At 44.3% G+C, this 25,865-nt stretch carries 17 protein-coding genes; all 17 read right to left on the reverse strand.

Features of this window, described 5'->3' with window-relative positions:
* Window positions 1–34: 34 nt before the first annotated feature.
* The 17 genes from ACQRBH_RS02560 to ACQRBH_RS02640 all read right to left on the reverse strand — a co-directional run bounded on the left by ACQRBH_RS02560 (window position 35) and on the right by ACQRBH_RS02640 (window position 25,150).
* Complete coding sequence (locus tag ACQRBH_RS02560; RefSeq protein ID WP_238066013.1) at window positions 35–6,331, reverse strand: SpaA isopeptide-forming pilin-related protein; 6,297 nt, start codon at window positions 6,329–6,331, stop codon at window positions 35–37.
* A 68-nt stretch (window positions 6,332–6,399) separates the two neighbouring features.
* A complete protein-coding gene (locus tag ACQRBH_RS02565) occupies window positions 6,400–8,472 on the reverse strand; it encodes a DNA topoisomerase 3 (protein ID WP_028086447.1) in 2,073 nt (690 codons plus the stop codon).
* Complete coding sequence (locus ACQRBH_RS02570; RefSeq protein WP_028086446.1) at window positions 8,473–9,900, reverse strand: CD1107 family mobile element protein; 1,428 nt, start codon at window positions 9,898–9,900, stop codon at window positions 8,473–8,475.
* Entirely contained in the window at window positions 9,863–10,216 is a 354-nt protein-coding gene (locus ACQRBH_RS02575) for a DUF4315 family protein (RefSeq protein WP_227163109.1), read from the reverse strand. Before ACQRBH_RS02575 ends, ACQRBH_RS02570 begins: the two co-directional genes overlap by 38 nt.
* Complete coding sequence (locus tag ACQRBH_RS02580) at window positions 10,197–12,998, reverse strand: CD1108 family mobile element protein (protein WP_427760885.1); 2,802 nt, start codon at window positions 12,996–12,998, stop codon at window positions 10,197–10,199. Before ACQRBH_RS02580 ends, ACQRBH_RS02575 begins: the two co-directional genes overlap by 20 nt.
* An 18-nt stretch (window positions 12,999–13,016) precedes the next feature.
* Window positions 13,017–13,127 carry a hypothetical protein gene (locus tag ACQRBH_RS02585; protein ID WP_008688066.1) on the reverse strand — a complete coding sequence of 37 codons (111 nt, stop codon included), beginning with the start codon at window positions 13,125–13,127 and terminating at the stop codon, window positions 13,017–13,019.
* 16 nt (window positions 13,128–13,143) lie between these two features.
* Window positions 13,144–15,600 (reverse strand): VirB4-like conjugal transfer ATPase, CD1110 family, encoded by a 2,457-nt coding sequence (locus tag ACQRBH_RS02590; protein ID WP_182437823.1) that lies wholly within the window; start codon window positions 15,598–15,600, stop codon window positions 13,144–13,146.
* On the reverse strand, window positions 15,482–15,946 hold the full coding sequence (locus tag ACQRBH_RS02595) for a PrgI family protein (protein WP_005344185.1): 465 nt from the start codon (window positions 15,944–15,946) through the stop codon (window positions 15,482–15,484). The genes ACQRBH_RS02590 and ACQRBH_RS02595 overlap by 119 nt, the downstream gene beginning before the upstream one ends.
* A 23-nt stretch (window positions 15,947–15,969) precedes the next feature.
* Window positions 15,970–16,839, reverse strand: a complete 870-nt coding sequence (locus ACQRBH_RS02600) for a VirB6/TrbL-like conjugal transfer protein, CD1112 family (RefSeq protein WP_015524554.1) — start codon at window positions 16,837–16,839, stop codon at window positions 15,970–15,972.
* Between the two features lie 12 nt (window positions 16,840–16,851).
* Entirely contained in the window at window positions 16,852–16,932 is an 81-nt protein-coding gene (locus ACQRBH_RS02605; protein ID WP_368203042.1) for a Maff2 family mobile element protein, read from the reverse strand.
* Window positions 16,933–17,026: 94 nt separating this feature from the next.
* Window positions 17,027–18,697, reverse strand: coding sequence for a recombinase family protein (locus ACQRBH_RS02610; protein ID WP_002584321.1), 1,671 nt, complete (start codon window positions 18,695–18,697; stop codon window positions 17,027–17,029).
* On the reverse strand, window positions 18,698–18,895 hold the full coding sequence (locus ACQRBH_RS02615) for a hypothetical protein (RefSeq protein ID WP_002592708.1): 198 nt from the start codon (window positions 18,893–18,895) through the stop codon (window positions 18,698–18,700).
* Window positions 18,896–19,136: 241 nt separating this feature from the next.
* On the reverse strand, window positions 19,137–20,474 hold the full coding sequence (locus ACQRBH_RS02620; RefSeq protein WP_002584323.1) for a virulence-associated E family protein: 1,338 nt from the start codon (window positions 20,472–20,474) through the stop codon (window positions 19,137–19,139).
* The gene (locus ACQRBH_RS02625; protein WP_002584324.1) at window positions 20,443–21,087 is read right to left on the reverse strand and encodes a CHC2 zinc finger domain-containing protein; all 645 of its coding nucleotides are present in this window, start codon (window positions 21,085–21,087) and stop codon (window positions 20,443–20,445) included. The genes ACQRBH_RS02620 and ACQRBH_RS02625 overlap by 32 nt, the downstream gene beginning before the upstream one ends.
* A 65-nt stretch (window positions 21,088–21,152) precedes the next feature.
* On the reverse strand, window positions 21,153–22,733 hold the full coding sequence (gene mobQ, locus ACQRBH_RS02630; RefSeq protein ID WP_002584325.1) for a MobQ family relaxase: 1,581 nt from the start codon (window positions 22,731–22,733) through the stop codon (window positions 21,153–21,155).
* Window positions 22,734–22,929: 196 nt separating this feature from the next.
* Window positions 22,930–23,475, reverse strand: a complete 546-nt coding sequence (locus tag ACQRBH_RS02635) for an AAA family ATPase (protein ID WP_002584326.1) — start codon at window positions 23,473–23,475, stop codon at window positions 22,930–22,932.
* Between the two features lie 214 nt (window positions 23,476–23,689).
* The gene (locus ACQRBH_RS02640) at window positions 23,690–25,150 is read right to left on the reverse strand and encodes an Lsa family ABC-F type ribosomal protection protein (protein WP_002584327.1); all 1,461 of its coding nucleotides are present in this window, start codon (window positions 25,148–25,150) and stop codon (window positions 23,690–23,692) included.
* Window positions 25,151–25,865 lie beyond the last annotated feature (715 nt).

The raw sequence follows: 25,865 nt of genomic DNA on the forward strand, positions 1-25,865 counted from the left end.
GGGAGCCCTGATTCAGGGCCCCCTTTACTGAGGATTACTGTTTTCTGATTTTCTTTCTGCTGATATAAAGTCCTGCCATGCCTCCGGTAGAGATAAGCAGAAGCAGAATCGGCAGCCAGATATTTGTGTTATCTCCTGTCTTCGGTGCATCTGATACCTTCGTCTCTTCATGGGACTGCGGCACATCTGGTGTGCTTGGTGTTTCCGGAACTTCCGGTTTCTCATTTGTCAGATTGGAAGTAACTTCTACAACCGGCGTACTGTCGTCTGCGTAGGCAAATGTCACTTCATGCTTGGTCTGATCCAGTGTGTATCCATCCAGTGTTTTTGTCTCCACCAGATAATACTTGATTGCTGTATCATATTTGCCGTTCTTGAATGCGGCAATCTCATACAGCTTACTCTCGGCATGACCGGCAGCATCTGTTTTTAAGGTTTCCAGGACCTTTCCTTTGCTGTCACGGAATTCAAATTCTACTCCTTTCAGCGGTTCCCCAGATGATTTATCTGTCTTATTGAGAATGACTTTTCCCTTGGCAGTATCATCTTTCATAACCACTTTCTGGATTTCTCCAGTATCCTTCACCTCAAATGTCACATCCGATGTCAGAAGATATCCTTTTGGTGCCTGTTCCTCTCGTAAGGTGTATCTACCAATTGGCAGTTTTTCAATATAGTGTGCCTCCTCTGTGGAAGTCCAGCTCTCTACTACCTGATCGTCCTTATCAAGAATCGTTATTTTTGCACCAGGAATCTCTGTATCTCCTGTGATATCTGTCTTGCTGATCTGAACCTTGGTCACATCATCTTTCATCTCATGCTTCTGAATCTCAGCTGTATTCTCAACCGTAAAGGTAATGCTCTCTGCAGTAACATATCCGTCTGCCGGTTTTGTTTCCGTCATGGTATACTCATTACCTACAACAAGTTCTTTGATCACATGAGATTCTTCTGTAGAAGTCCATTCATCCACAACATTTCCATCTGCATCCGTCACTTTCAGGTGTGCACCTGGAAGTTCTTTGCCTGTGGTCAGGTCTGTTTTTGTCAGTTCCACTGTGGTCGGCTGATTTTCAAACGTAAAATCATAGCTTACTTCTGCCTGATCTTCTCCGGCATATTCAAAGGTAAACTCCTGCACTTCTTCCGTTGTCACAAATCCGTCCGGTGCACTGTTCTCTTTTACATAATATTTTCCATCTACTGGAAGATCTGCCGCAAAAGTGATCTGTCCTTTCTCATCGGTTGCTTTCTGCTCGATGAGGGAATCTTTCTCAAGCAACACATCTCCGTTTACATTTTTGATATCTTCACTGGTATAAAGGCCGAAGACGCCGCCTGCAAGAACACGGTCTGTATCTTTTTCTTTCTTCAGAACAGTAACCTTTACTTTCTGACGGGTATTCTGCCATTTTTCATCATAAGTGATTACCGGTGTGTCCTGATCACGGTAGGAAAGATCAACATATCTCGGTTCTCCATCCAATACATAGCCATGGGCAGTTTTAACTTCTTTCACATAGTATTTGCCTGCCGGGAGATTATCCATCTGTGCAATACCATTGGAATCTGTAGTAATAGTTCCTACTTTTTCATCTGCTTTGTAATAATCTTTGCTGACACCATCTGCCGCTTTGATATCTTCCGCAGCAAATACATCGAAAGTCACATCTGTAAGGCTTCCGGTTACATATTCGAAGAGATGCTCCACAGTGCCTTTTACATTGTCCAGAAGTGTCACTTTATCCAAAAATTCTCCATTTTTGTTGATGATTAAAAGTCCTGTCGGCACTTCATCTTTCATTTCTACCTTCTGAATCTCTGCGGTATCTTCCAGTGTGAACTTCACATCCGTTGCTTTCAGATATCCATACGGTGCGATTTCTTCACGAAGGGTATATTCCTCCCCAACGGTCAGTCGTTTAATCACATGTGGCTGGTCTTTTACAGAAGTCCACTGATCTACGACATTCCCCTCTCTATCAAGAACGGTGAGTTTTGCTCCATCCAGTTCCACACCTGTTGTCACATCTGATTTTGTAATTTCAACCGTTGTCGGCTGATTCTTCTTCACTGTTTTCAGTTTTACTGTCTTCACGTCCTGTCCCTGATAAGAAGCATCCAGATTCAGAACTTCATCGGAAGAAACGAATCCTGCCGGTGCCTTTAACTCTTTTACATAATACTGTCCGAGTGGCAGATCCAGCGTACAGGAAGCAATTCCATCTTTATCAGAAGTCATTTCCTGTAACAGGGTATCAGCGTTGACAATGACTTTGCCTTCTGCTTTGATATCATCTTTGTTATAAATGCCAAAGACTGCACCTTCTACCGTTGCTCCGTTTTCTGCATCCTGTTTTTCTACCTGGATTGCAACTTTCTGTCTGTCATCACCAACAGTCACTTCCTGTTCGATCACAGGTGTATCCTGATCTGCATAGACAAATGCTACATCCGATCTGTCATGGTTCAGAACAAATCCTTCCGGTGCTGTTTTTTCTACCACAAAGTAAGAACCAAGCGGCAGGTTATCTGCAACTGCTTTTCCGTCTTCCCCGGTCGTTACCGTTGTTACCAGAGCATCTTTTGCATAAATCAGCTGTCTGTTTCCATTTTCATCTTTCTGATAATCCGGTGTGTAGATATTTTCCGCTGCATAGACGTTAAACTCTGCACCTTTCAGATATTTTTCTTCATAAACAAAATCCTTTTTGAATCCACTCAGCATCTCACCTTTTTTATAGATCGTCAGCTTTCCTTTTACCGGATGATTCTCGTAATCAACTGTGATAATGGCATCGCCGCTTTCTGAATCCATCTGATAAGCAGTGTTTGCATCAACAGCAATCTCCATATAATTCTTGTTGATTGTGTACCCTTCCGGTGCGTTGACTTCCTCAATCCGGTAATGTCCGATTTTCAGGTTCTTTGGCATGATCAGATAACCCTGACTGTCTGTAAAATAGGACTTGTGTGTGGTTGTCACAGGATAAGTAGTTACCTGCTCCACATATTTTTTGTTATCCAGGTCATATACCTTAAATTCTGTTCCTGCAATCAGGACGGATTTCTTTGTTTCATCGTCTTTTTTCACAATTTTCAATTTTGCCTTGAACTCTTTGTCCAGAAGCACACGCCAGATCTGTGGCTCATTCGGATGGTTCTCTGTGATATTCACTTCAAAATCATCGACTGGCTTGTAATTGTGTGGTGTTGTTGTTTCACGGACAATATAGCTTCCAAATGGTAATGGAATACTGCAGGCATAACCTTTTTCATCTGTAAAAATCTCAGTAGCTCCGTTTTCTCCACTCACTACTGGTTTAGCAGAATCAAAATCATAGCTTCCATCTGCTTTCTTTGTAAGGGAAGATTTCAGATAAACTGTAAATCCGGCTCCGGATAACAGATCTGCATCGGTCTTTCCATTGTTGGCTGCTTTGATAATCTGGAACGGCTGCTTGATCACCTGTTCACTGGAAATGCATTCTCTTTTTACTTCTGCAGTCATATCACCTTCATAACTACATTCAAGATCATGTTCTTCTGTATCTGCCAGGTATCCGGTCGGTGGTGTGATCTCCTTGACGTAATATTTGCCAAGATATAAGCCATCTACAGAAGCCTGTCCTTTTTCATCCGTTGTAAGAGAAGCCACCTGTTCCCCTGCTTTATAAATCACACCGGTTGCTCCATCCGGATGCACGATATCTTCACGGGCATATAATCCGTAGACTGCACCTTTCAGTGTTGCATCGCCCTGCGGAACGGCTTTTCCTGTTTCTTTATCAACTTTGAATAAATTGATTTTTGCTGTCACACGGTCATTGCTGAAGGTATGGGCGAAAGATACGGTTGCTTCTTTATCATTGGTGTAAGAGAACTTGAACGTATACACGTCTTCTGTATTTCTTACATAGCCTTCTGGTGCCTGGTCTTCTTTTACGGAATAGGAATGATTGATAGGCAGATCTGCTGTGAATTTTGCCTTTCCATCCTCACCGGTAGTGGCTTTCTCAATCAGGGTGCCTTTCTTTACAACAACTACACCATCTGCATTTTTGATATCGTCTGCCGCATACAGGGCGAAAATACCACCTTCCAGCGGTTTCTTTGTATCTTTATCCTGTTTTACTACAGTGACTTCTGCTTTCTGACGCTCATTGTTGAAGGTGACATCCGCAAATACAACTTCTTTATTCTGTCCGGCATAAGTCAGCGTCACTGTCTTTTCTTCGCCGCCATTATAGAAGTTGTCCGGTGCTTTTGCTTCTTTTACCACATAAGTTCCTAGATGGAGATTCTTCAGGGTAACAGAGCCATTCTCACCTGTTGTCAGATTTTCTTTCACCAGATCACCTTTGCTGTACACTTTTGTACCATACGCAGTCACAATATCTGCTCCGGCATACACGTTGTAAACAGCATTTTTTTGTCTGCGGTTCTCATAATGGAATACGGTTCCACTCTCACTGACTTCTGCTCCGGTAAGCACCTGACCTTCTTTATAAACAGTAAGCTCTGCAAGCTGCTCCTTATTTTCCACGGTTACAGCTGAGGTCTTACTTGCTACCAGTTTTACATTTGTTGCCGTTGCATTTACTACATATCCCTGTGGTGCTGTGATTTCTTTCAGATAAACGGTATCCTGTGTCTTGATAATCGTAACAGAGGATTTTCCATTCTTATCTGTTGCAGGCATCTGAGTGATCAGCTTTGTACAAGCCTCATCGCTGTAAACGCCAAATACTGCACCTGCAAGATTGACATTCGCTGTATCGTCTTTCTTTACGATTTCGATCGTAGCCTGTTCAATCCATGACACCTTTAAGCTTACATATTTTTCATCAGCAACACCTTCTCCAAATACAAATGCCAGATCCTGAACACTTGCATTCGTAGTCAATTTATATGCTGAATAATCTTTTGTAATACTTCCCTTCATTTTTGCAGAAAAAGTATCACTTACATCTCTTGTCTGTGTCAGAGGAGCTGAGAGATAAAACGTGGTTCCTCCTCCAATTGTTACGCTTGCACCTGCCGCACTTACGGTTCCAGTAGATACATTATGGAGCTTTACTCCTTTTGGTAAGTCCATTGTGATTTTCTGCTGGGAAGATGCGTTGAACTTAATGTTCTCCGTTCTCTGAACATTTCTATCTACATAAGCTTTTACATCCGGCTTTGAAAATGACATCGCTACATCTGGTATTTCCGGCTTATTCACACAATAATTATAGAGTTCTTTTGCCAAAGCCTCTCCTGTAGCATTGGTTCCGTAAAATGCATCACTGCTTCCGTTGGCATATGATGCAGCCATGTGAATGATGATGAATCTTTTTCCTTCTGAAAAATCCGTGTGTTTATTCGCAAAAAAGCTTTCGCTCCCTGCGGCATCTGTGCCGTAATAACACACTTTTGCTAACGCCTGATTGTCTCCAATCTTTGTAATTATATAATTTCCAGATCCAGGTCCTGGCTTAGCTGGCTGTACACAATACGCAATTGCTCTGACGTTTCCGTAGCTGATATAGTACGGCTCTGTCAGATAGGTTCCAAGATTATAATCTGCATATCTATACAGTGGTCCTTTTTCAATTGTTACCTGCTGTGTACTTCTTGCTGAATAAGCTGAAACTGCTTCAAATGTTGCAATCTCTCCCTCTTCCATAGCATCAAGATCCACACCTTCGTCTCCTGCCTGTTCCAAAACATCATGAAGCTCTAACCCTGATTCTTCATCATAGGTATCCTGATTCTGTGCCTGCTCTACTAAATCATCAAATTCATCAGCGTCAATATCGGTAATCTCCGAGTCTGCTTCTGAATCCTCCGCTTCCTCTGTCTGCTGTTCACTGCCAGCGGTTTCTGATTCGGTCACTGCTTCACTCCCTGCAGTTTCAGTCTGAGCTTCTGTTGCTTTCTCACGCACAATCAGTTTTCGGCTGATCTGGTACTTCGGATGCTCTTGATTTACCGGTTCCACATAATAGACCGCTTTGTAAGTGTCCGCATGATCTGTCGTAAAATCCTCATCCTTGTCATTCTTTGCTTCCTCAAATGTGACTTTGACCTTGTTATCATCCTTGATTTCCAGTCCCGTGTAATCTGATTTCACATCAAATACACTGCCTGTTTCAATTTCATAATCTTTGGCAGTCACCACCTCATCTTCATCCAGAAGGTCTTTCACTTCCTCATAAAGTGGAGGTTTTTCCTCTGGCTGGATCTCCGCTGCATATGCCGTCATCGGAGACAGCACTGTACTAAGCATTGTCATGCCTGCCAGCAAGCCAGATACTACTTTTCTAAAATTACCTTTTTTCTTCATGCTAAGGTCCTCTCTTTCATATATTTGTATTAAAACAGACAGTCCTTAGACTGCCTGCAATACACTACTTATCGTTGTGGAAAAATAAGATTGAACTGTACATTTCCCTCTCCGGGATCGACCATCTCCACAGTTGCTTCATACTGTCTCCCTGTTTTTCTTGATACCAGATCCTTATAATGGATTTTTCCTTTAGACAGGAACTTCTTTGCTGCCACCTTATCCATCTTTTTTCCCTGGCTTGCAAGAAATTTATCATTTTTCCATAAGGTAAAAGCACATTTCCGGTCAGAACAGTAAAAATTTACTTTTCCTTCCCTGACATCTGCTCCACAGCGGGGACATTTGCCAATGACTTCTCCTTTTGCCTTTCCCTGAAACTGATTTTTCTTCTCTTCTGAAATCCCCTGATACCTGGCAACCAGTTCCTGCATCAGCTCTGTAATCCCATTTAGGAATTCATCTGCTGTCTCTGTATTCTGGGCAATATGATTCAATGCCATTTCCCACTCTGCGGTCATCTTCGGAGATTTAATCTCATCTGGTAGAACCGTAATCAGCACATTTCCATCATCTGTCGGCACCAGATTTTTCTTTTCCCTTTTCACAAAGCCAGACTGAATCAGTTTTTCAATGATTGCTGCCCTTGTTGCAGGAGTACCAAGTCCTTTCTTTTCTGTATCTTCGGTCAGCTCTTCATTCCCTGCACGTTCCATCGCAGAAAGCAGGGTATCTTCTGTGTACTGTTTCGGTGGCTGTGTAAAATACTCCGATACAAAAGAATCACAGGGACCATAATGCTTGCCTGCCCAGATATCCAACTCCGGCTCTTCTTTTTCTGCAATGATTCCAAAGAACTGTTTCAGTTTTTTCTCAATTGTCTTGAACCCTTCCTGTTTTGTTTTCTTTGCATTGAGATAAAACGTATGATAATTGCAGGTAATCTGACATTTATGACTCTCATAAATATAAGGATCTGCAGTTGCTGTCAGAACCCTGGCACTGATCAAATACAAAATCTTGCGGCTTCGTTCTTTCAGTTCACCAATATCTGCTTTGGCTACTTCCATGGTTGGGATAATCGCATGGTGATCGGATACTTTCTTTGAATTTAATACCTTACTCACGTCCGGTTGATATTCCAGACCTTCAGCATAAGGCATTTTCCCAAATAACATCTGAATCAGAGTTTCTGTACTTTCTCCCATCTCATCTGTCAGATACTGGCTGTCTGTTCTCGGATAAGTGACAAGCTTCTGCTCATACATCTCCTGCACAGCATCCAATGTCTGCTGTGCGGTATAGCCAAACATTCTGTTAGCTTCCCTCTGCAGGGTGGTCAGATCATAAAGCTTCGGAGGGCGGACCGTTTTCTCTTTCACATCATCCTTCTCCACTTCGCACATGCGCTCCTGACACTCTGCAGCCACTTTATCTGCATCTTCTTTTTTCTGAAAATTCTCTGTGACCGCATCCATATCGTCAAATTTGATATGAGCCATATAATATTTCTCTTTGGTAAATTCCTTGATCTTCTGATTTCGATCCACGATCATGGCAAGTGTTGGTGTCTGTACTCTTCCAACTTTCAGATTCTGGTTATACAGAACAGAAAAAAGACGGCTCGCATTGATTCCCACCAGCCAGTCAGCCTTTGCCCTGCAAAGAGCTGACTGATAGAGACTGTCATAACACGAACCGTCTTTTAATGACGCAAATCCATCTTTAATTGCCTGTTCTTCCATGGAAGAGATCCAGAGTCGCTTCATCGGCTTTTTACATCCTGCCTGCTCATACACCAGACGGAAGATCAGCTCACCTTCACGTCCTGCATCAGTGGCACAGATCACTTCATCTACTTTGGAATCTCTCATAAGTTTCTTTAAGATTCCAAACTGCTTTTTCGTACCTTCCAATACCTTATGTTTCCAACATTCTGGCACAATCGGCAGATCATCATATCTCCATTTTTTATATTTTTCATCGTATTCCGATGCATCACATAATCCAACCAGATGTCCTACGCACCAGGAAACGATATAACCGTTTCCCTCCACGTAGCCATCTTTTCTTGTTCTGGCTCCAAGCACGGAAGCCAGTGCCATCGCAACCGATGGCTTTTCTGCAATCACTAATTTCATTTACTCCTGCTCCTCTTCTTCATCTTCTAGTACCTCATCATTGAAATCTTCATCTTTCAAAACTTCTGTCCCTGCATTTTCCTGTTCTTCCTGCTCATCTGCATCGTCTACTTCCCGTTTTTCTGACTCTGAATCTTCGGATTCATTTTCATCCTCTTCCATCTCATCTTCATCATCATATTCATGTTTCGGTTTGTAGACTTTCAAGTAATAACCACCTGCCGCAGCTCCAACAGCAACCAATCCGATCAGTAGATAAGTCCCTGCCAAACTTTTGTCTTCTGGCATCTGAATTTCATCCTCTACCTTATCTTTCTCATCTGTCTCTGTCGTTTCCGGCTTTTCTTCTTCAGCCTGTTTCTCTGGTTCTGCATAAACAATATCTACTTCCGGAAGTGTCACAGAATCAGAAAGTGTGAAGTTCATCAGGTCTTTCTCACTGACTTCGGTAAGGAAATACACATTATCCTGAGATTTTGAATTGTCGATGATCAGATAAAAAATCTTACCACTCTTAGTTGAAATGGTATAAAACTCTTTTGTGCCTTCCGTAGCTGTTTTGGTAACAGAATCTGCTGTCTCGCCTTCTTTATTAAGCTGTTCCTCAATACCTGTCACTGTCCGATCATCCACAGTTCCTTTTGCATCTGTTGGCTCAGAAGCCTGTGCATCCTGCGGAAGTGGTGAAGTCGTTGTTTTCTCAGTCCCAGTTGCATCTGCACTGGTCGTGGTTGCCATCGCACCATTGCTGTCACCTGAAGTTTTCTGTTTCTCTGCCTGCTTCTTTGCCCATTCATAATAAGGATTCTGCAACACATACTTTTCAGAAGTATTTCCGGCACCATCCGTTACCGTGATTTCAATCTGTTTTGTTGTAAAATCTTTCTGTGTCAGTTGCACTCTCAGCATTCCATCCTTCAGATCTGTATAAGTGGTGCCATTAACTGTCACAGAAGTAATGCCGGAAACGGTATCATTTCCCTGAATCGTCAGTACACCATCTGTCAGAGATGCAGAAAGCGTAGGCTTTTCTGTGTCATAACACTTAATAGAGCGATTCTGCTCATAGACCTTCCCCTCACCATCTGTCACACGCACATAGACCGTCTGATTACCAGTAATGGAAATACTTCCATTCCCTGTCACATCCTGCCAGCTTCCGTCTTTCCCAGCTTTCGCTTCAATTTTTGTGATAGAAAATCCTTCTGGCATATGACTGGCATCCACAGTAATTGCGACTGCCGTTTCCCCCTGTCTCCAGCCATCTGGCTTTTCAATCGTAATTGCGGGTGCTGTATTCTCTGCCGCTAACACACTCTGTGTCTGCAACATAGGCGATGTCAAGCAAAGAATCGTTGTTGCCGCAAGCAATCCTTTTTTCACGCTATTTTTAGATTTCTTCTGTTTCATCTTCTCTAAATTCATCATCAGACCTTGTTTCCTCCTTCTGTATTTCTACCCTGCCGGGCAGTTCATTTTTCATTCTCTTTTTGAAAGCTTCCAGCTCTGGAATGCTCATATCCATTGCACGGATAATTTTTACAATTTCCAGATTTTCCGCTTCTGTTTTTGCTATCTCCGCAGCCTTGAAACGCTTTAAATCTGCTTCATATCTGGCTTTGGATGCTTCCATTTTTTCCTTGGCTTTCTCATAATCTGCCGTTGCTTTTTCAAGACTTTTCATCGCTTCTCCTTTCCGGACGGCTGTTACACCGCCCTTTTCCTTACCATCGTCCGAATCCATAGAAATGACTCTGCCAGTATGGAGAGTTGATGGACGTATACTGCACCGGATGCCCACAATGGATCATCTGACCATTGCCCACATAGATTCCGATATGCGTTACCGGAACTCCTGCATCGTAAGTACCTGTAAAGAAGATCAGATCTCCTGGCTGTGCTTCTGACTGAGATACCGGCGTACAAATGTCATACAATCCCTGTGCCGTTAATCTTCCTGTATTCCTTACACCTGAATGTGTCAGGCAGTAACTTACGAATCCAGAACAGTCAAATCCACTTGGCGAATATCCACCCCACACATACGGTGTCCCAAGATATCTCGCTGCTTCATTTAACAAACGCTGTGCTGCTTCACTGGTATATTCATTGCCGCCAAATCCTGCCCCTTCTCCTGTTTCCAGATAAAAGATCGGGTTTAACCGCTCTCCATTTTTCAGAAGTTCAATGTGAAGATGGCTTCCTGTAGAATTTCCAGTATTTCCTACAAGCCCTATCTCATCACCTTTCGTGACGGATGCTCCTGCAGATACACTCCGGCTGCTTAAATGTGCATACCGCAGTTCATAGCCTTTACTGTCCTTGATCACAACATAATTGCCATAGCTGTCGTTATAAGCAGAAGTTGTAACCGTTCCGGTCAGCCCTGCCATTACTTTTGTCCCTTCCGGTGCTCCGATATCCATACCATTATGAAGCTGATTTGCTCCTGATATTGGATGAATCCTGTATCCATAATAGCTGGTCACACTGGAATACCAGTTAAAATCAACCGGTGTTGCAAACATCTGCAAGTTGCCTTTTGTATCGTTGTAGGCACTGAACAGTTCTTTCTGGAAAAATCCCAACCTGTCCTGACAGATTGACATCAGGTTTCCACTATTTAAGGTGACATTCAGCACATCTACATCTCTTGTCCTGGTCACTTCCACTTCATTGCTTCCATTATCATCTGCCAGATAACATTCCCATGTTTGATGTCCATGTGCAGATGCTGCCGCATGACTGTCATAATAGACATCAAACTGTACACCGTATCTTGCGAAAGCTCCGGTATCTTCTACAGTATATTCGACACCATTCATAACTACCTTTGTTCCCATTGGTACAAACGGATTGGAAGCATCTACCGCTAAGGTATGATTGGCAGTTGGATATGCTCCACTGGCAGTCGGTCCTCCGCTCCAAATACCACAACAAATTGGGCAGTTACAATACCCACTGGTCACAACCTGTCCCAAAGATTCTCCAACTCTTACAGTTGCTGTCTCTGTCACAGTCTCATTGACTGCTTCTGTTTCTAACCGATACTGCAATGCAAAAAGAGCATCCAGTTCTGGCTTTACCTGTTCAAAGGTAAATTCTTCATACTTTGCTGACAGATAACTGATCAGGATAAACGGATCATGCTCAATAGGTCCGATGTTATATCGGTATTCCTCATGTCCCGGTTCTTCAGATTCCATGTTGTTGATCCGCTCCTGCAGATTAGCTTCCAGCTGTGTATAATACAATTCCGCTTCCCGGATTGCCTGATCCGATGACAGATAACTGGTCCCTGTGTAAGTGATTACATTTTGTAAAAACACTGCAGAACATGACGTGACATTCGTTATGATCAGAAACATCAATCCGATCAGAACTGCTACACTGATATACACCTTCCGGTTTTCTTTAAAGAAGTTGGTGACCTTACCGCCAATCTTCTTAATATAATCAATCGTACCTTTTGTAGCTGTTCCTACTGTCTGTTCACTTCGCTTCGCTTTGGCATAATCCCGTTTGATCTGTTGCTTCTGAATCTGTTTTTTCAGTTTCTTCTGCTCCTGACGGGTTGCCGCCTGTGTCTGTTTCTCTTCCTGTCTTTCAAGTCTGCTTCTTTTTCTGGATGCCCTCTGTTTCCTGCGTCTGGCACTTCTCTGTTCCAGCCGGTAAACACCTTCGCCGCTTTCTTCTAACTTATGGACACCTTCTACCGCCGCATTATCGTCTTCATTTTTGCTGATCTCACGGTGCAATGCTACGGAAGTTGCACTTCCTGCTTTCTTGACAACAGAAGCTTTTTCTGTTTTCACAGATTCCCCTTCACCAAACTTCAAGCGGAATTTCTTCTTTCCAGGAGCTTCCCCTTCATTTGCCCGATAGACCTGTGCCTTCTTGGAATGCTGCTTAGCTTCCTTTTTCTTTTTTGCTTCCTCATAAGAAAACTTTTTGGCTTTTTCCTTCTGTTTTTGATGGCGGAAATTGACTCCATCCGTATCCATCTGGTTCAATTTCTCCATATCTTTGTCATTTTTCACAGAAGCACCAGTTTCCTCATAAGCAAATTTCAAACGCTGTTTTTGTTTTGGCTTTTTGCTGCCGCCGGTCTGATTTTTCCGGCTGTCTCCTCTGTTTTCTGATAGATCTGCACGTTTTTCTTTCAGTCTCCCTGACTGTCCGGCTTCAGATTTTTCTGCAAGTCTGGATTCTTTTCCGACTTCAGCACGAATCCTTTTCCGGTTTTGCTGCTTTCTATTTTGTCCAAAATCCTCACTTTGCTTCTCTGTCCGTATCAGTTCCGGTGCATCTCTGGATTTTTGCACAGAGGGACGAATATTTTTCCCACTCCGTTCAGACTGGCGGGAAGACTTATCCACAAGGCTTAATTCTTTTTCCCCCTGTTTTCCTCCCATCTGCACATCACTGGCACGGTTACTGACACGAACAGAAGATTTATCTGTCAGGTTTTCTTCCACCAGACCATCCTTGGTCATCTTCTGAACTTTCTTATCCCTGACTTTCATTCTCTGTTCTGCCACTGATTACTCCTCCTTCTTCGGATATCCTTTCCCTGCCTGTAATAAACAGAGAAAAGCGATGCCAAAAACAGCACCGCCACTAAAAGTTAATACATATGAAATTGCTCGTAACATTGTTTTCTCCTTTGATTTAACCTGCTTCGGAAGTCTCCTCTAAGCGGGTTGTCATGATTTTATAGAGGGAATTCTTCGGGAATCTGTCTACAAATGGGATAATGACATTTCCATAGAACAAAAGTCCTTCCCCCTCATTACTGTTGGTTACATAGGACAGCTGGGTTGGTGAGATATTCAGCTGTTTTGCCAGAATCTGCCTGTCTCCGGATGCCTGATTGAGCATATAAATAAAATCTGAATTTTCAAATATATTCTCTATCTCCCTGGAAGACAATAAATCCTTGATATTCTGGGTGATTCCAGTTGGAATACCACCCCATTTACGAAATCTCTTCCATATCTCCACACTATAAGCTGCGGTCTGCTCTTCCTTCAAAAGAAGATGGAACTCATCCACATAATATCTGGTGGACTTATGGGCAGAACGGTTCATCGTTACCCTGTTCCAGACCTGATCCTGGATTACAAGCATCCCGATTTTTTTCAGCTGCTTACCAAGTTCCTTGATGTCAAAGCATACAATGCGGTTATTGATATCCACGTTTGTCTGATGATTAAACACATTCAAAGAACCTGTAACATAAATCTCCAATGATGTGGCCAGTCGCTGTGCTTCCGGCTCTTCCTGTTTTCTCAGAAGGTTATATAAATCCTCCAGGATTGGCATCTTCTCAGGTACTGGATCGGCAAGGTATTCCTGATATACTAACCGCACACAACGGTCAATAATGGTCTTTTCTACCGGCTCCAATCCATTCTTTCCTCCAACAATCAGTTCACACAAAGACAGAATAAAATCTGCTTTCAATGACAGCGGATTATCTTCCTCAGAATAGTTCAGGTTCAGATCCATCGGATTGATATACTGGTCAGATACCGGTGAAACTCTTACCACCTGCCCATGCAGTGCCTGCACAAGTGCCGAATATTCGGCTTCTGGATCACAGACAATGATATCGTCCTCCGTAATCAGAAAGCAGTTTGTAATCTCTCTCTTTGCTGAGAAGGACTTACCGGAACCTGGTGTACCAAGAATCAGTCCATTCGGGTTCTTCAAACGTTTCCGATCAACCATAATCATGTTGTTGGATAATGCATTCAGTCCATAATAAAGAGCTTCCCCTTCCTGAAACAGTTCCTGTGTCGTAAATGGCACGAAGATCGCTGTTGAAGATGTGGTAAGCCCTCTCTGAATTTCAATTCGATTGACTCCCAGCGGAATACAGGACATAAGTGCTGCTTCCTGCTGATAATCCAGCTGTTTTAAAGAACAGTTATATTTCTGTGCGATTCCCTGTACCTGGAAAATATTATTATCCAGCTTCTGACGCTTCTTTGCGGTATTCATTACCAGAACTGTTACAAGGAACATTCGCTCATTTCTGGACTGCAGATCTTCCAGCAGGTTCTTCGCCTCTTCTCCATAAGTCACAAGGTCCGATGGAAGCACATCCATATCATAACCGGAACGTACAGCCCGTTTTTGCTCCTCAATCTTCATCTTATCCAAATCTGAAATTTTACTCTTGATCATTTTGATCGCTGAACTCTGATCAATAGACTGGATATGAATGTTGACATTGATGCTGTCATCCACATCCAGGAAATCTGCAAGCATCCGGTCTGTAAGCTCCGGTGCAAGAATCTGCAGGTAACTCACACTTCCCATCGTTCTTCCCATCAAAAATGTCTGATTCTTGGAAAAGTTAAAGGAAGTCGGTGCAATAAAATCTTTGGTCTTTAACCCTGTTTCCGGCAGCATCTTATACTGGAACTTAAATGGTTCAATCCGATCCTGGTTGAACACATGATATAGAATCTCCAGCCGCTCCAGACCATTCAGGGAATGTGCCTGTGCACCCAGAACCTTAAAGTTGTTTAAGATATCTGTTTCAATTCTTTCAAGCCTCGGTCTTGCCACCTTCAGGCTCTCTGCTTCGATTCCAAAAGTGATATACTTTGTCTTTACCAGACCATTATTTCCTTTGGAAAGCTGATTTTTCAACATAGTTCGGTACTCTTCACGAATGGCATTGAAGTCATCGTTCTGATCTGGAATATCAATGCTTTTCTCAAATTCTGCCACATCCACCTGCTGATTGATAAAGGACAGCTGCACACTGATGGAAGAATCAAAGTAATTTAAGAAATCACAGTAATTTTCAAATATCGTGGTCTTATCCTCATTTAAAGCAAGCTGATAGTTGATGTCATAAAACTGAATCGTCTTGGAGAAAAAGGTCTTTGTCACCTGGCAGATACCATCCTGCAGCATTCGAATATACGGAATACTCTGCTGTGCAGTTGTAGGAATGTTTTTCTGTTTCCTACGATCCCGTTCCTGCTTCTTTCTACGCTTTTCCTGTTCTCTTTCTTTTCTGCTTTTTTTGTTTCTTCTTTCCTGACGGTTTCTTTTTTCCGCCAGGGACAGACGCTCCTGCTGAGCCTCCTGCTTTGTCTTTTTTGCCATCCGGCACACCCTCCTTTTTCACAAGGGTGGAAATCTCCTGATAAAAATTTTCTGTCTTATATGGTCTTACTGCCGGACAGATAAACTTCTGTCGAATGATATTTGCCACCACTTTTTCAAAGGGAAGACCGTCTTTTTCATACATTGCCATGAAGAAAAACGGAAGCATGATCGTTACCATCAGGATGGCTGCGATACTGGAACCGATTGGTTTTCTCATGACCAGATAAAACGGAATTCCCACAACTGCGGCAAGTGAAAAAAAAATCAACTGCCGCTTTGTCAGATTTAACGCTACTTTTGTTTTGACCTTGGTAAGGTCTTTTGGTACTGGTACATACGCCATGGTATGCGCTCCTTTCCTGCCCGCTAATGGGCATTGAATATTGATTTGCTAAGGCTTCCGGTCTTGAATAATGAAAATGCAAGAATCACGGTATAAGCCGCTACTGAAAACATTGCTGCATGAAGGTCACTGGATATGGTCATTGCATTTACTAAAACTGCATAAATTCCCACACAGACCATCATGAAGAATCCCTGAAATGCCAGTGCGAACAAGCCTTTTAAATAGTTGTTTCCGATATTTCCCCATTCCTTATTGGTCATGGTGGCAAACGGAATTGGTGCTATGGAAGTATAAAGGTAAATTTCTATCATTCTTCCGTACAAGATTACCGTAATGATAATTGACAGAATGTGCATGGTAACACTGATCAACATCGTTTCCATGGATAGCAGGAACAAATCCCCTAACTCCATATCCTCCAGGGCATCCACAATCCGTGAAATTGCTTCTGTTGCATCCACCGCAGTGTTTCCTGATATCACCCCGGCGGCATTGTTGACCACATGCTGGCCAACATCAAAGACCGCCATCGTGATATTGAACGTATTTGTCACCAGATAAATGGCTACATACGCTTTGAAGATCCAGAGGAAAATGTTATAAGTCTCAAATTCATGGAAATTGTTTTTCTGTGTTACCATCGTGATCAATTCATAGCACAGGACAAAGGTGATGATCAGTCCCGCAATGGGGACAATCACCGTTTGGGATATATTCTGAATCAGATTAAAAATCCCTGCATTCCATCCCTGCGGTGTCTGTCCCACCTGCCCGGCTATGGTTCCCACCTGCTCATTGACAGACGTGAACATGTTATCCAAACTTGACTTGATAAGCCCGATCAGGATATCCTTTATCGCTTCCGTAATTCTCTCAATGATGGTGTTCATCTACCACTCCTCTTAAGAGAACAATGTTGCCAGCTGTGGAATCAGGGTAGTTCCCAGCAGCATGATTCCGGCACCAGCCATCAGCTGTTTCATCCCCAATTAGGTGTAAAAACTCTGCTCGATGGCGGGCGGCGGCGTACAAAAAATCTATATGGTGTTGTTAAGAGAACCGTCCCGGCGGGACAGGTCAGGCAGTGACCTGTTCCACCTCCGGGATGGGTTTGAGATTAAAATGAATTTCGATAGAAATGTGTCTTGTTTTATCTTCGTCAATGCGCTCATGCACAACGATTTCTTTGATTAAGCGGTTGAGGGTGGCTGCGTCCAGCTCTGTGATGTTGGCGTATTCCTGAATGGCTTCCACCCATTGTTTTGCATCATTGGCAAGCTGGACTTCATCGGACAGCCGCTTTCTGCCCTCGGACACTTTTGTTTTAAGCTCCGTCTGCTCGGTCTGTGTCTTTTCCAGCATGGTGTTGAAATTCTGCTCACTGATACGCCCTGCAATCATATCCTCATAAAGCCGCATGACCATTTTGTCCAGAACCTCAATCCGTTCCTCGTCCCTTGTAAGGGAGCGTTCCATTGCTTCCCGCTGTTCCCGCTGCTCGGCTTCACAGGTATTGGTCAGGCGGTCGGCAACCGCTTCCCCGTCCATCAGGGCAGCTCTGGCACATTCCCGGATTTTCCGCAGCACATGGCTGTAAAGGGTGTCATAATCAATCCGGTGCTGGGTGCAGTGGTTCTTTCCAAAGGCATTGTAGGTCTTGCAGGAGTAAATCCGCTGGGGATGTTTAGCGTTTGTGTAGCGTACCGTCAGCGACTTCCCACACTCGCCGCATTTTAACAGTCCGGCAAACAGGCTGATTTCATTGGTCTGCCCCGGACGCTGGCGGGATTTCAGCTTGTTCTGCACAATGTCAAAGCTCATGCTGTCAATCAGCGGTTCATGCTGTCCCTCCACCACAATCCAGTCCTCCGGCTTCTTTTCCCCAATCGTGCCGATTTTGAAGCGGTAGTCCTTTTTCTGGGAAGCAATCGCCCCGGTGTAGACGGGATTCATCAAAAGGTCTTTGATAACGGAGAAGTCCCACATATACCGCCCGTTTTCTGGGTCTTTCTTTTCCCATTTGGTGCGGGTATTGCGAAGCCCCCGTTCCCGGTTCCACCATGTAGGGCAGGGGATTTTTTCTTTCTCCAGCCGTCTGCGGATATAGTTCGGACCATGACCGTTCAGGGCATATCCGAAAATCAGCCGCACAATCGGGGCGGTTTCCTCGTCAATGAGCAGATGGTTTTTGTCCTCCGGGTCTTTCCGATACCCAAACGGGGCAAGACACCCGGTAAACTGTCCTTTCTGCGCTTTCAGAAGATAAGAGGAATGGACTTTCTTGGAAATATCCTTGCTGTACATCTCGTTCAGGATATTCTTGAACGGGGCAATGTCGTTGTTATCCCGCAGGGTGTCGATGCCGTCATTCATGGCGATATAGCGGACACCGTTTCTTGGGAAAAAGTCCTCAATCAAATGCCCGGTTTGCAGATAATTACGCCCCAGTCGGCTGAGGTCTTTCGTGATGACAAGGTTGATCTGCCTGCGCTCAATGGCTCTCAACATTCTCTGTAGGTCAGGACGCTCCATGTTAAGACCTGTGAAGCCATCGTCCTGATAGACTGCCACAACCTCCCATCCCTGCTTTTCGCAGTATTTTTCCAGCATATCACGCTGGTTTGCGATACTGGCACTTTCGCCTTGCAGGTCATCGTCCTTTGACAGCCTGCAATAGACCGCCGCACGATAACCCCCGGCAAGTGCCGAACCGATTGTTCTGTATTCCATTTCGTTCATCATAGCCATTTACCCACACAATCCAGACGGTATCTGGCTCTTTTGAACCTCATCTTCATTATAGCCTATATCTTTCTTTTTAGCAAGATATTCTTTTGCATTTGTCTTTCCGTATTTCTGGGAAATCAGGCTGACGAACACATCAGTGGCGTCAAGCTCCCCGTCAAATACAGTGGTCACATGAATCTCTGTTTTGTTTTTTGCCATAGGCAGTTATCCTCCATACATGAAAATAGCCAGACAGAGGGTGTCGGCAACGAAGTCCGGCAACGGACTTCAAAAGACCTTGCAAACAATCTCAATCTGGCGATGGTTACTATTTATACTTTTCTTTTATTTTTTTGTTGTTTTGGTTGTTATAAGGGAGAAAAGCCCGGAAATAAGGGGTTTTTCCCGGCAACCGGCTCGGCAACGGGATAACAACAGGGGGTGCAACGGGCTGTCCTTTTCAGAATGGAAGCTCCATCTGTTCTGTGACCTCCACAAAACCGTCCATCGTTTTTTCAGACGGGTTGCCGGAGTCCGTTGCCGGGTTTTCACGCTCCCAGCCCTTTTGTCTGCCATATTCGGAAAACATTCTTGGGTTTGGGAAGTACCGCCAGCTGGAAATGCACTGGTTCATAATCTCGTTGATTTCCCGGATTTCCCATTGCTTCGGCTCGTCAAAAGCATGGTTCAAGGCTTCCTTATAGAGCTGCTTGGAGCAGACCATGCTCCCGGTGTATTTATCAAGATACGCCTGTATCATCCCGGCTTTGGTGTCCTCCGGCATAAAATCCCGCTGGTGTTCTTTGAGATACCGCTGCATGGCGGGGCTGAAAGCCAGCTTGAACCTGCCGCTTTTATAAATCTCCATCGCTTCCGCCCACATCTGCCCGATATAGGCTCTGGAAGCGGCTTCATCCTCCAAAATGTGAACTTCCGCCTGCTCCGGGTACACCATGACCGGGATAAAGCGGCGGTTGCCGGAACGGTCAAGGGGCAGGAAGTCAAGGGCATTGGAAGTGCCGCCAAACACGCACTGACGGGGGCGGTCTGCCGGGTGGGTTTCATAAGGTATCTTGTAGACCTCTTTCTGCCGGCTTAAAAATGACTTGATTTCCTCAATGCTCTTGGCGTTGGCGGTTGCCATCATTTCCGACATTTCAATAATCCAGTGACCTTGCAGCTTGCGGTACACATTGTCATCGTCCAGCTTCCGCAAATCATCGGAGAACCACTCGTCCCGGACTGCCAGCAGCCGGAAGAAGGTGGACTTTCCAGCCCCCTGACCGCCTACCAGACAGAGCATGATTTCAAACTTGCACCCCGGCTGAAAGGCTCGTGAGATTGCACCCAGCAGGAACAGCTTCAACGCTTCATAGGTGTAATCGTCTGCGTCAGCCCCCAGAAAGTGCCGCAGGCAGAAGCGGATTCGCTCTGTCCCGTCCCACACAAGGGTATTGAGATAGTCCCGGATGGGATGGTACTTGTTTTCATTCGCCACAATCCCGATGGCGTTATCAATCTTTTTCTCATTGGTAAGCCCGTAGGTTTCTTCCAGATAAAGAAGCAGATACTTCATGTCCGTATCGTTCAGGGCGGTGCTTTCTCTGTGAAAACCGATGGGCTTTATGATGTCCTTGCGGTCAGTCAGGATGTTGTATGCGATAGCCCCTGAAAGCAGAGGGTCACGTTGGAATACGGTCAGGCAGTTCCGTATGCTCTGACGGACACCGCCTTTCTCGGTGGTTTCCAGCCCCGCCTTGATTTCCTCAACGCTCTGGGGCGGCTGCATGGCGTTCATAGTGTTTTTTAGTTCTTGCTGCGTCTGCGGCTGCAAGTTCTGCCATTCGCTGTTCAAGCTGTATCACATCCTTTCCGTAGTCCGTAATCAAATCCGCTTTTTCCTCTGTTTCCCCGAACAGCAGCACATCCAGCAGATATTCCACTTGGGCTTGCTTCTGTAAGGCTTCCACAAACCGGGGATGAAAGGCTTCCTCCGGGGAGTGCGGGGCGTAGTCCGTTCTCCATGCCATCAGCAGATGGAGATAATCGGCAAGAATACGGAAGCAGCGATTCTTTGCTTCCTGAAACTGTTCCTCCGGGGATTTCTGCCGGGTCTTGGGCTTTTTTACCTTTCCCGGCGGTTTCCAGTCCTCATAGGAAAGCCCGAAGTCCTGTGCCAGCTGTACGGCGGCTTCTTTCTTTCCCAGCCCATACAGGGCGGCGGCAAAATCAATCACATCCCCATCCGCACCGCAGCCGAAGCAATGGTAACGCCGATCCAGCTTCATGCTTGGGGTTTTATCGTTATGGAACGGGCAGCAAGCCATCCCGTTCCGACCTACATGGATTCCATAATACTCCGCAGCCTGTCTTGTTGTGACGGACTGCTTCACAGCTTCGAATACATTCAAATCTATCCCTCCTTGAAAATAAGAAAAGCACCTGACATTCTCTAATTGAAAATGGCAAGTGCCTGTTAAAGTTCCATATCCTGTTGTCTGTGTTTCTCCTGTGCCGGGGCGGTTCTTTGTGCTTTTTTCTCGTCAGTCTTATCCTGCAAGACTTCTTTGATGGGCTGCTTCTTGGGCGGCTCTTTGCTTTCCTCTGTGCCGGGTGTGGCTTTCCGTACCCAGTAGCGGATGTCCCGCAGCTTCTTCAAATCCTCCTGTACCTCGGTCAGTGGTACTTTCAGCTCTGCGATTTCGCTGAGAAGCGTTTCCTGCTCCTGTTGCAACTCATTTTTCGTTTTATCCTTATCGTCCGGGTGCTTGGCAAGGTAGTCAGCGGCTTTCTCATACCGGGCAACCTCCGGGTGTTCCTGTTTGAATTTCCCCTTTATTTTCTTAAAAAATATCTTCTGGTACTTCTCATAGACAGCCTTACATTCCTTGCAGTCTGTCCGGCTGGCAAGAATCCCGTCAATCACTTTGCTCCGGGCTTCCTTTGGCTTCATCTGATTGCGGTAATCTGCGGCTGATTTCCCGGAAGATTCCAGAAACGCTTCTAAGTCCTCCACAGTGGAAAGCCCCTTTTGCCGGAGATAGGACAGGGCTTCGCTGACTGCCTTTAAGTCCTGTGAAGTTCCCCGGTTCTGTCCAGCCCTTGTCCAGTCCTTCCGTTCTTCCTTTCGTATCTCCATATACTTCATCAGCAGATTGGGAAGAAGTGTCGCTTCCTCCGCCGCCTTTTGTGCAAGCAGCTCCTTCCGTTTTTCTCCCAGCTCGGTAATCCAGCCTTTGAGGTTTTGGATAAGCTGCCGGATGGACTTCATCAGGCGGTTGGCGGCTCTGATTTCCCGGTTCAGGTTGCCGATATTCGTCTGGATACCTCGCTTTTCCATCTGCCGGACAGCAGTCCCCTCATGGACAGTGGGGACTATATCAAGCCCCTGTCTGGCATAGGAACGCAAGTCCACACGCTCCGGGCGGTCATTGGCGTCCAGATAGCGGTTCTGGATAACCTCCCATTCATGCCGCCAGATTTCACAATACTTCTGGTCGTTCCAGTCCACCGTATCCTCCTTGTGGCTTTTCCACCTGCCGGACGGCAGCTTTATCCGTTCCCCATTCTCGTCAAGGTCATAAACCTTGCGGCTCTTGGGAAGCCATTTTCCATGTTCATCCATTGCCCGCATGGTCAGCAGGACATGGGCGTGGGGATTGTGTCCCGGCGGATGGGGGTCATGGATGGCAAAATCAGCAATCATGCCTTTGGAAACAAACTGCTGTTCACAAAACTCCCGTACAAGGACAGCGTACTGGTCGGGCGGTATCTCTCTGGGAATGGTAAGCACCCACCGCCTTGCAAGCTGGGAGTTCCATTGCTTTTCCACCGCTTCGGCGGCATTCCATAAAGTATTGCGGTCTGCATATTCCTGTGGAGCATTTGCCGGGAGCAGGATTTCATTGTGGACGATACCACGCTTTTCCGGGTAGTGCTTTACTTGCTGGTCGTATTCACAGAACAGCTTTTCGCCGCTTTGGTAAGCAGCGGCGGCAACCGCAGACTGCCGCTGGCTGCGCTGAACAATCGTGATTTCGTTGTGTGGACAAGGCATTTCGTGTCCCTCCTTTCGCTAATTGGTGGATGGGGTGGCGTTTTACCACCTCATTTTGGGCAGAAAAAAAGCAGGAGACCTTTTTCAGATTTCCTGCTCGGTGTGCCACTGTGTGAGCGGCGGGTATTTAGTTGTAAAAGTTCGGGACAAGTTGACCCGATGTAAAGCTAACAAACTGGAATTGCACCAAAACAATCTAAGACAACAACGCTGCCCTACTTGCGATTTTTTCTTGTACTGCGGAAACAGTTTCTTGAATGGAATAAGTGGTCGTATCTATAACATTCGATTCATATATTCCCAGATTGCAAAATTGCTCCCACATGGTTTCTACCAATTCGATATTTGTCTTTCGGTCTAACTTTGAGCGTTCAACAGCTCGCTTCAAGGTTTCTTCCTTACTTGCCCTTAAAATAATATAATGCACCTCATAATGTTCCCGAACAAGACTTTGCCACGGCTTTAAAAACCACGGTCCGATAATACCGTCAACAATTACATCATATCCACCACGAGCATATCGCTTCGCAGCTTCTAAAAACGCTTCAATGACAATCAAATTTTGCTCATTTGATTCTGGCAAATGCGGTGGTATTGCCCCTTTACTCAAATAATGATAAAAGTCATCTGTGTGCATATGCACAGACTTTTCCAAATCTGATTCTTTTGCAACAGCAGATGCCGTTGTAGTTTTTCCTGTCCCCGGCGCACCTGTGATTACAATAATTCTACCTTGATTCATCTATATTTTACCTCCACAAATTACGATTTTCTTAATTCTACAAACTGGAATTTGAGTCTCTGTAAAGCTGGAATTAACCCATACAATTATTTTAATTTAGAGGTTCTTACGCAATTATCCGTATTTTGTAATTTTTCAATACTGGAATGCCAGTGTAAATCAGCATTCTCCATTTTTATTAAAGCGAAAAACGTAAAATTGCGGAAGAACCAATTTAGATATTCACAATTTTACTTGCCACAGTATCTCGAAAAACACTGTCATGTTCTACCAGGAGCATGGTCGGGGCAAACTCCGTTATGAGTTGTTCAATCTGCATACGTGAGTACACATCAATAAAGTTGAGCGGTTCATCCCATACATACAAGTGTGCCTTTTCACAAAGGCTTTTCGCAATTAGGACTTTCTTCTTTTGCCCGCCAGAAAAGTCTTTAATATCCTTTTCAAACTGTACACGCTCAAAGTCCATTTTCCTAAGAATTGCCTTGAACAAACTTTCATCAAGGTTGTTTTCTTCTGCAAACTCGGAAAGGGTTCCACATAAATACGATGTATCCTGTGGCACATAAGAAATTACAAGCCCAGAGCCAAGTGTTACTGTACCCGTATAATCTATGGACTGCCCGACTACCAACTTTAACAGGCTACTTTTGCCACTGCCGTTCTTTCCATCAAGCACAATGCGTTCTCCCTGTCTTATTTCAAACGAAACGGGTTCACAAACTGAAATGCCATCATAATAAACTACTACATTCGATAATGATGCAAGCAAATCTGTATGGTAATTAAGCGGTTGTATCTTGAGGGCTTCTGCGGTTTCCATATTTTTCAGCAATGCTGATTTTTGTTCGATTGTCTGTTGTTGTCTCGCTTCTATAGATTTTGAACGCTTCATCATTTTGGCGGCTTTATGACCGACATAACCTTTATCTGCTGCCCCAATTTTGGAAGCTTCTACACGTTCAGACCATACTGCAGCGCGTTTTGCCGACTGCTGTAATCGTCTGATGTCCTTTTGCAAACGTTCGTTCTGAGCCAGTTCAAATTCTTGCTGTCGCTCAAAATTTGACATCCATGATGAAAAGTTTCCTCTTTGCACTTCGATATTCGCTCGGTTAATCGATAGAATATAGTCAACACAATCGTCAAGAAAGCGACGATCGTGAGAAACTAAGATGAATCCCTTTTTCTTTTTCAGATATGCCGCCACACTTTTTCTCGCTTTGGCATCCAAATGGTTGGTAGGTTCATCAATCAGTAGGAAATGCCCTTCATTAAGAAAAAGAGCGGCAATCAAAACCTTTGTCTGCTCTCCGTTGGAAAGTGTTTCAAAAGGTCGCCAAAGCACATCGACATCAACATCAAGATAAGAAAGTTCTCGCATAAGTTCCCATTCTTCCGCAAGTGGGCAAATCTCCTGCAATATATCCTCTGTAATACGATTCTTATCTGAAACGGGATAAGGAAAATAATCAAACTGTACGGATGATAGGATTTTTCCACTATACTCATATTTCCCAAGCAGAAGATTCAGAAAGGTTGTTTTACCTCGTCCGTTTCTGCCCACAAAACCAAGCTTCCAATCGGTATCAACCTGGAAACTGACATTTTCAAAAACATTATCATAACTTGTCGGATATGAAAACGTAAGGTTTTCAATTTTAATCATTGACATAAATATTATCCTCCTTTGCATGTCATACGATACAAAGTCGGTTCGGTGAATGTTTACTACGTATAGATTTCACCAAAAGGAACCGACACTATACGGAGTGAATCATGTGTAACTATCTGTTCTGCACTATTCATAAAGCACCTCCAAAACAAAATAAGAGCCACAAGAAAGTTTATCCTTGCAGCTCGTCATAGCATAAAATAACACCACTAAGCAAAAGTGGCAACAGCACTATATTGAGTAAGATAGACATATAACTTTCTTGCAATAGACACAATAATGCCAAAGTATAGCACTACCGCATATTTTGATTTTATTTGCAAGAAAAGTTAATCATCTTCCCACCTCTTTCTAAATTTCAAAATATTATACCATAAATCGCAGGCAAATACAAGTGGTTATAAAAATTTAACAAATCGCTTATAATACAATCATATAACTTTACGCATTCCTTACTGACCGTAAAATTCCGATTTATTGCTGACTTTATTATACTTTATTGCCTATCGAAAAGATAGCATATTTTATGAAACTTGTCGGCTGGGAACAGCTTGCAACGCAAGGTGTCCCCAGATGACAAGTCCACAAAAGGGTAGCTGGCGGTAGCCAGCGCAGGGGAAGCGTAGCGTCCCCTGTATGATTTGGAGCAGACCATGACTGCGAAAAATCACAGCCCTCCGGCAAGGAGCCTTCGGAGAACGCAATGCACCAACCT

This window comes from Bariatricus sp. SGI.161, assembly GCF_050313695.1.
Classification (GTDB): Bacteria; Bacillota; Clostridia; order Lachnospirales; family Lachnospiraceae; genus JAFBIX01.

Excerpts from the sequence above, each read along its gene's own strand:
- ACQRBH_RS02615 (WP_002592708.1), bottom strand. The coding sequence starts at position 18,895 with ATGGCAAAAAACAAAACAGAGATTCATGTGACCACTGTATTTGACGGG.
- ACQRBH_RS02560 (WP_238066013.1), bottom strand. The coding sequence starts at position 6,331 with ATGAAGAAAAAAGGTAATTTTAGAAAAGTAGTATCTGGCTTGCTGGCA.
- mobQ (WP_002584325.1), bottom strand. The coding sequence starts at position 22,733 with ATGCCTTGTCCACACAACGAAATCACGATTGTTCAGCGCAGCCAGCGG.
- ACQRBH_RS02575 (WP_227163109.1), bottom strand. The coding sequence starts at position 10,216 with ATGGATTCGGACGATGGTAAGGAAAAGGGCGGTGTAACAGCCGTCCGG.
- ACQRBH_RS02600 (WP_015524554.1), bottom strand. The coding sequence starts at position 16,839 with ATGAACACCATCATTGAGAGAATTACGGAAGCGATAAAGGATATCCTG.
- ACQRBH_RS02610 (WP_002584321.1), bottom strand. The coding sequence starts at position 18,697 with ATGGCTATGATGAACGAAATGGAATACAGAACAATCGGTTCGGCACTT.
- ACQRBH_RS02635 (WP_002584326.1), bottom strand. The coding sequence starts at position 23,475 with ATGAATCAAGGTAGAATTATTGTAATCACAGGTGCGCCGGGGACAGGA.
- ACQRBH_RS02620 (WP_002584323.1), bottom strand. The coding sequence starts at position 20,474 with ATGAACGCCATGCAGCCGCCCCAGAGCGTTGAGGAAATCAAGGCGGGG.
- ACQRBH_RS02605 (WP_368203042.1), bottom strand. The coding sequence starts at position 16,932 with ATGAAACAGCTGATGGCTGGTGCCGGAATCATGCTGCTGGGAACTACC.
- ACQRBH_RS02585 (WP_008688066.1), bottom strand. The coding sequence starts at position 13,127 with ATGTTACGAGCAATTTCATATGTATTAACTTTTAGTGGCGGTGCTGTT.
- ACQRBH_RS02595 (WP_005344185.1), bottom strand. The coding sequence starts at position 15,946 with ATGGCGTATGTACCAGTACCAAAAGACCTTACCAAGGTCAAAACAAAA.
- ACQRBH_RS02570 (WP_028086446.1), bottom strand. The coding sequence starts at position 9,900 with ATGATGAATTTAGAGAAGATGAAACAGAAGAAATCTAAAAATAGCGTG.
- ACQRBH_RS02640 (WP_002584327.1), bottom strand. The coding sequence starts at position 25,150 with ATGTCAATGATTAAAATTGAAAACCTTACGTTTTCATATCCGACAAGT.
- ACQRBH_RS02590 (WP_182437823.1), bottom strand. The coding sequence starts at position 15,600 with ATGGCAAAAAAGACAAAGCAGGAGGCTCAGCAGGAGCGTCTGTCCCTG.
- ACQRBH_RS02580 (WP_427760885.1), bottom strand. The coding sequence starts at position 12,998 with ATGAAAGTCAGGGATAAGAAAGTTCAGAAGATGACCAAGGATGGTCTG.
- ACQRBH_RS02565 (WP_028086447.1), bottom strand. The coding sequence starts at position 8,472 with ATGAAATTAGTGATTGCAGAAAAGCCATCGGTTGCGATGGCACTGGCT.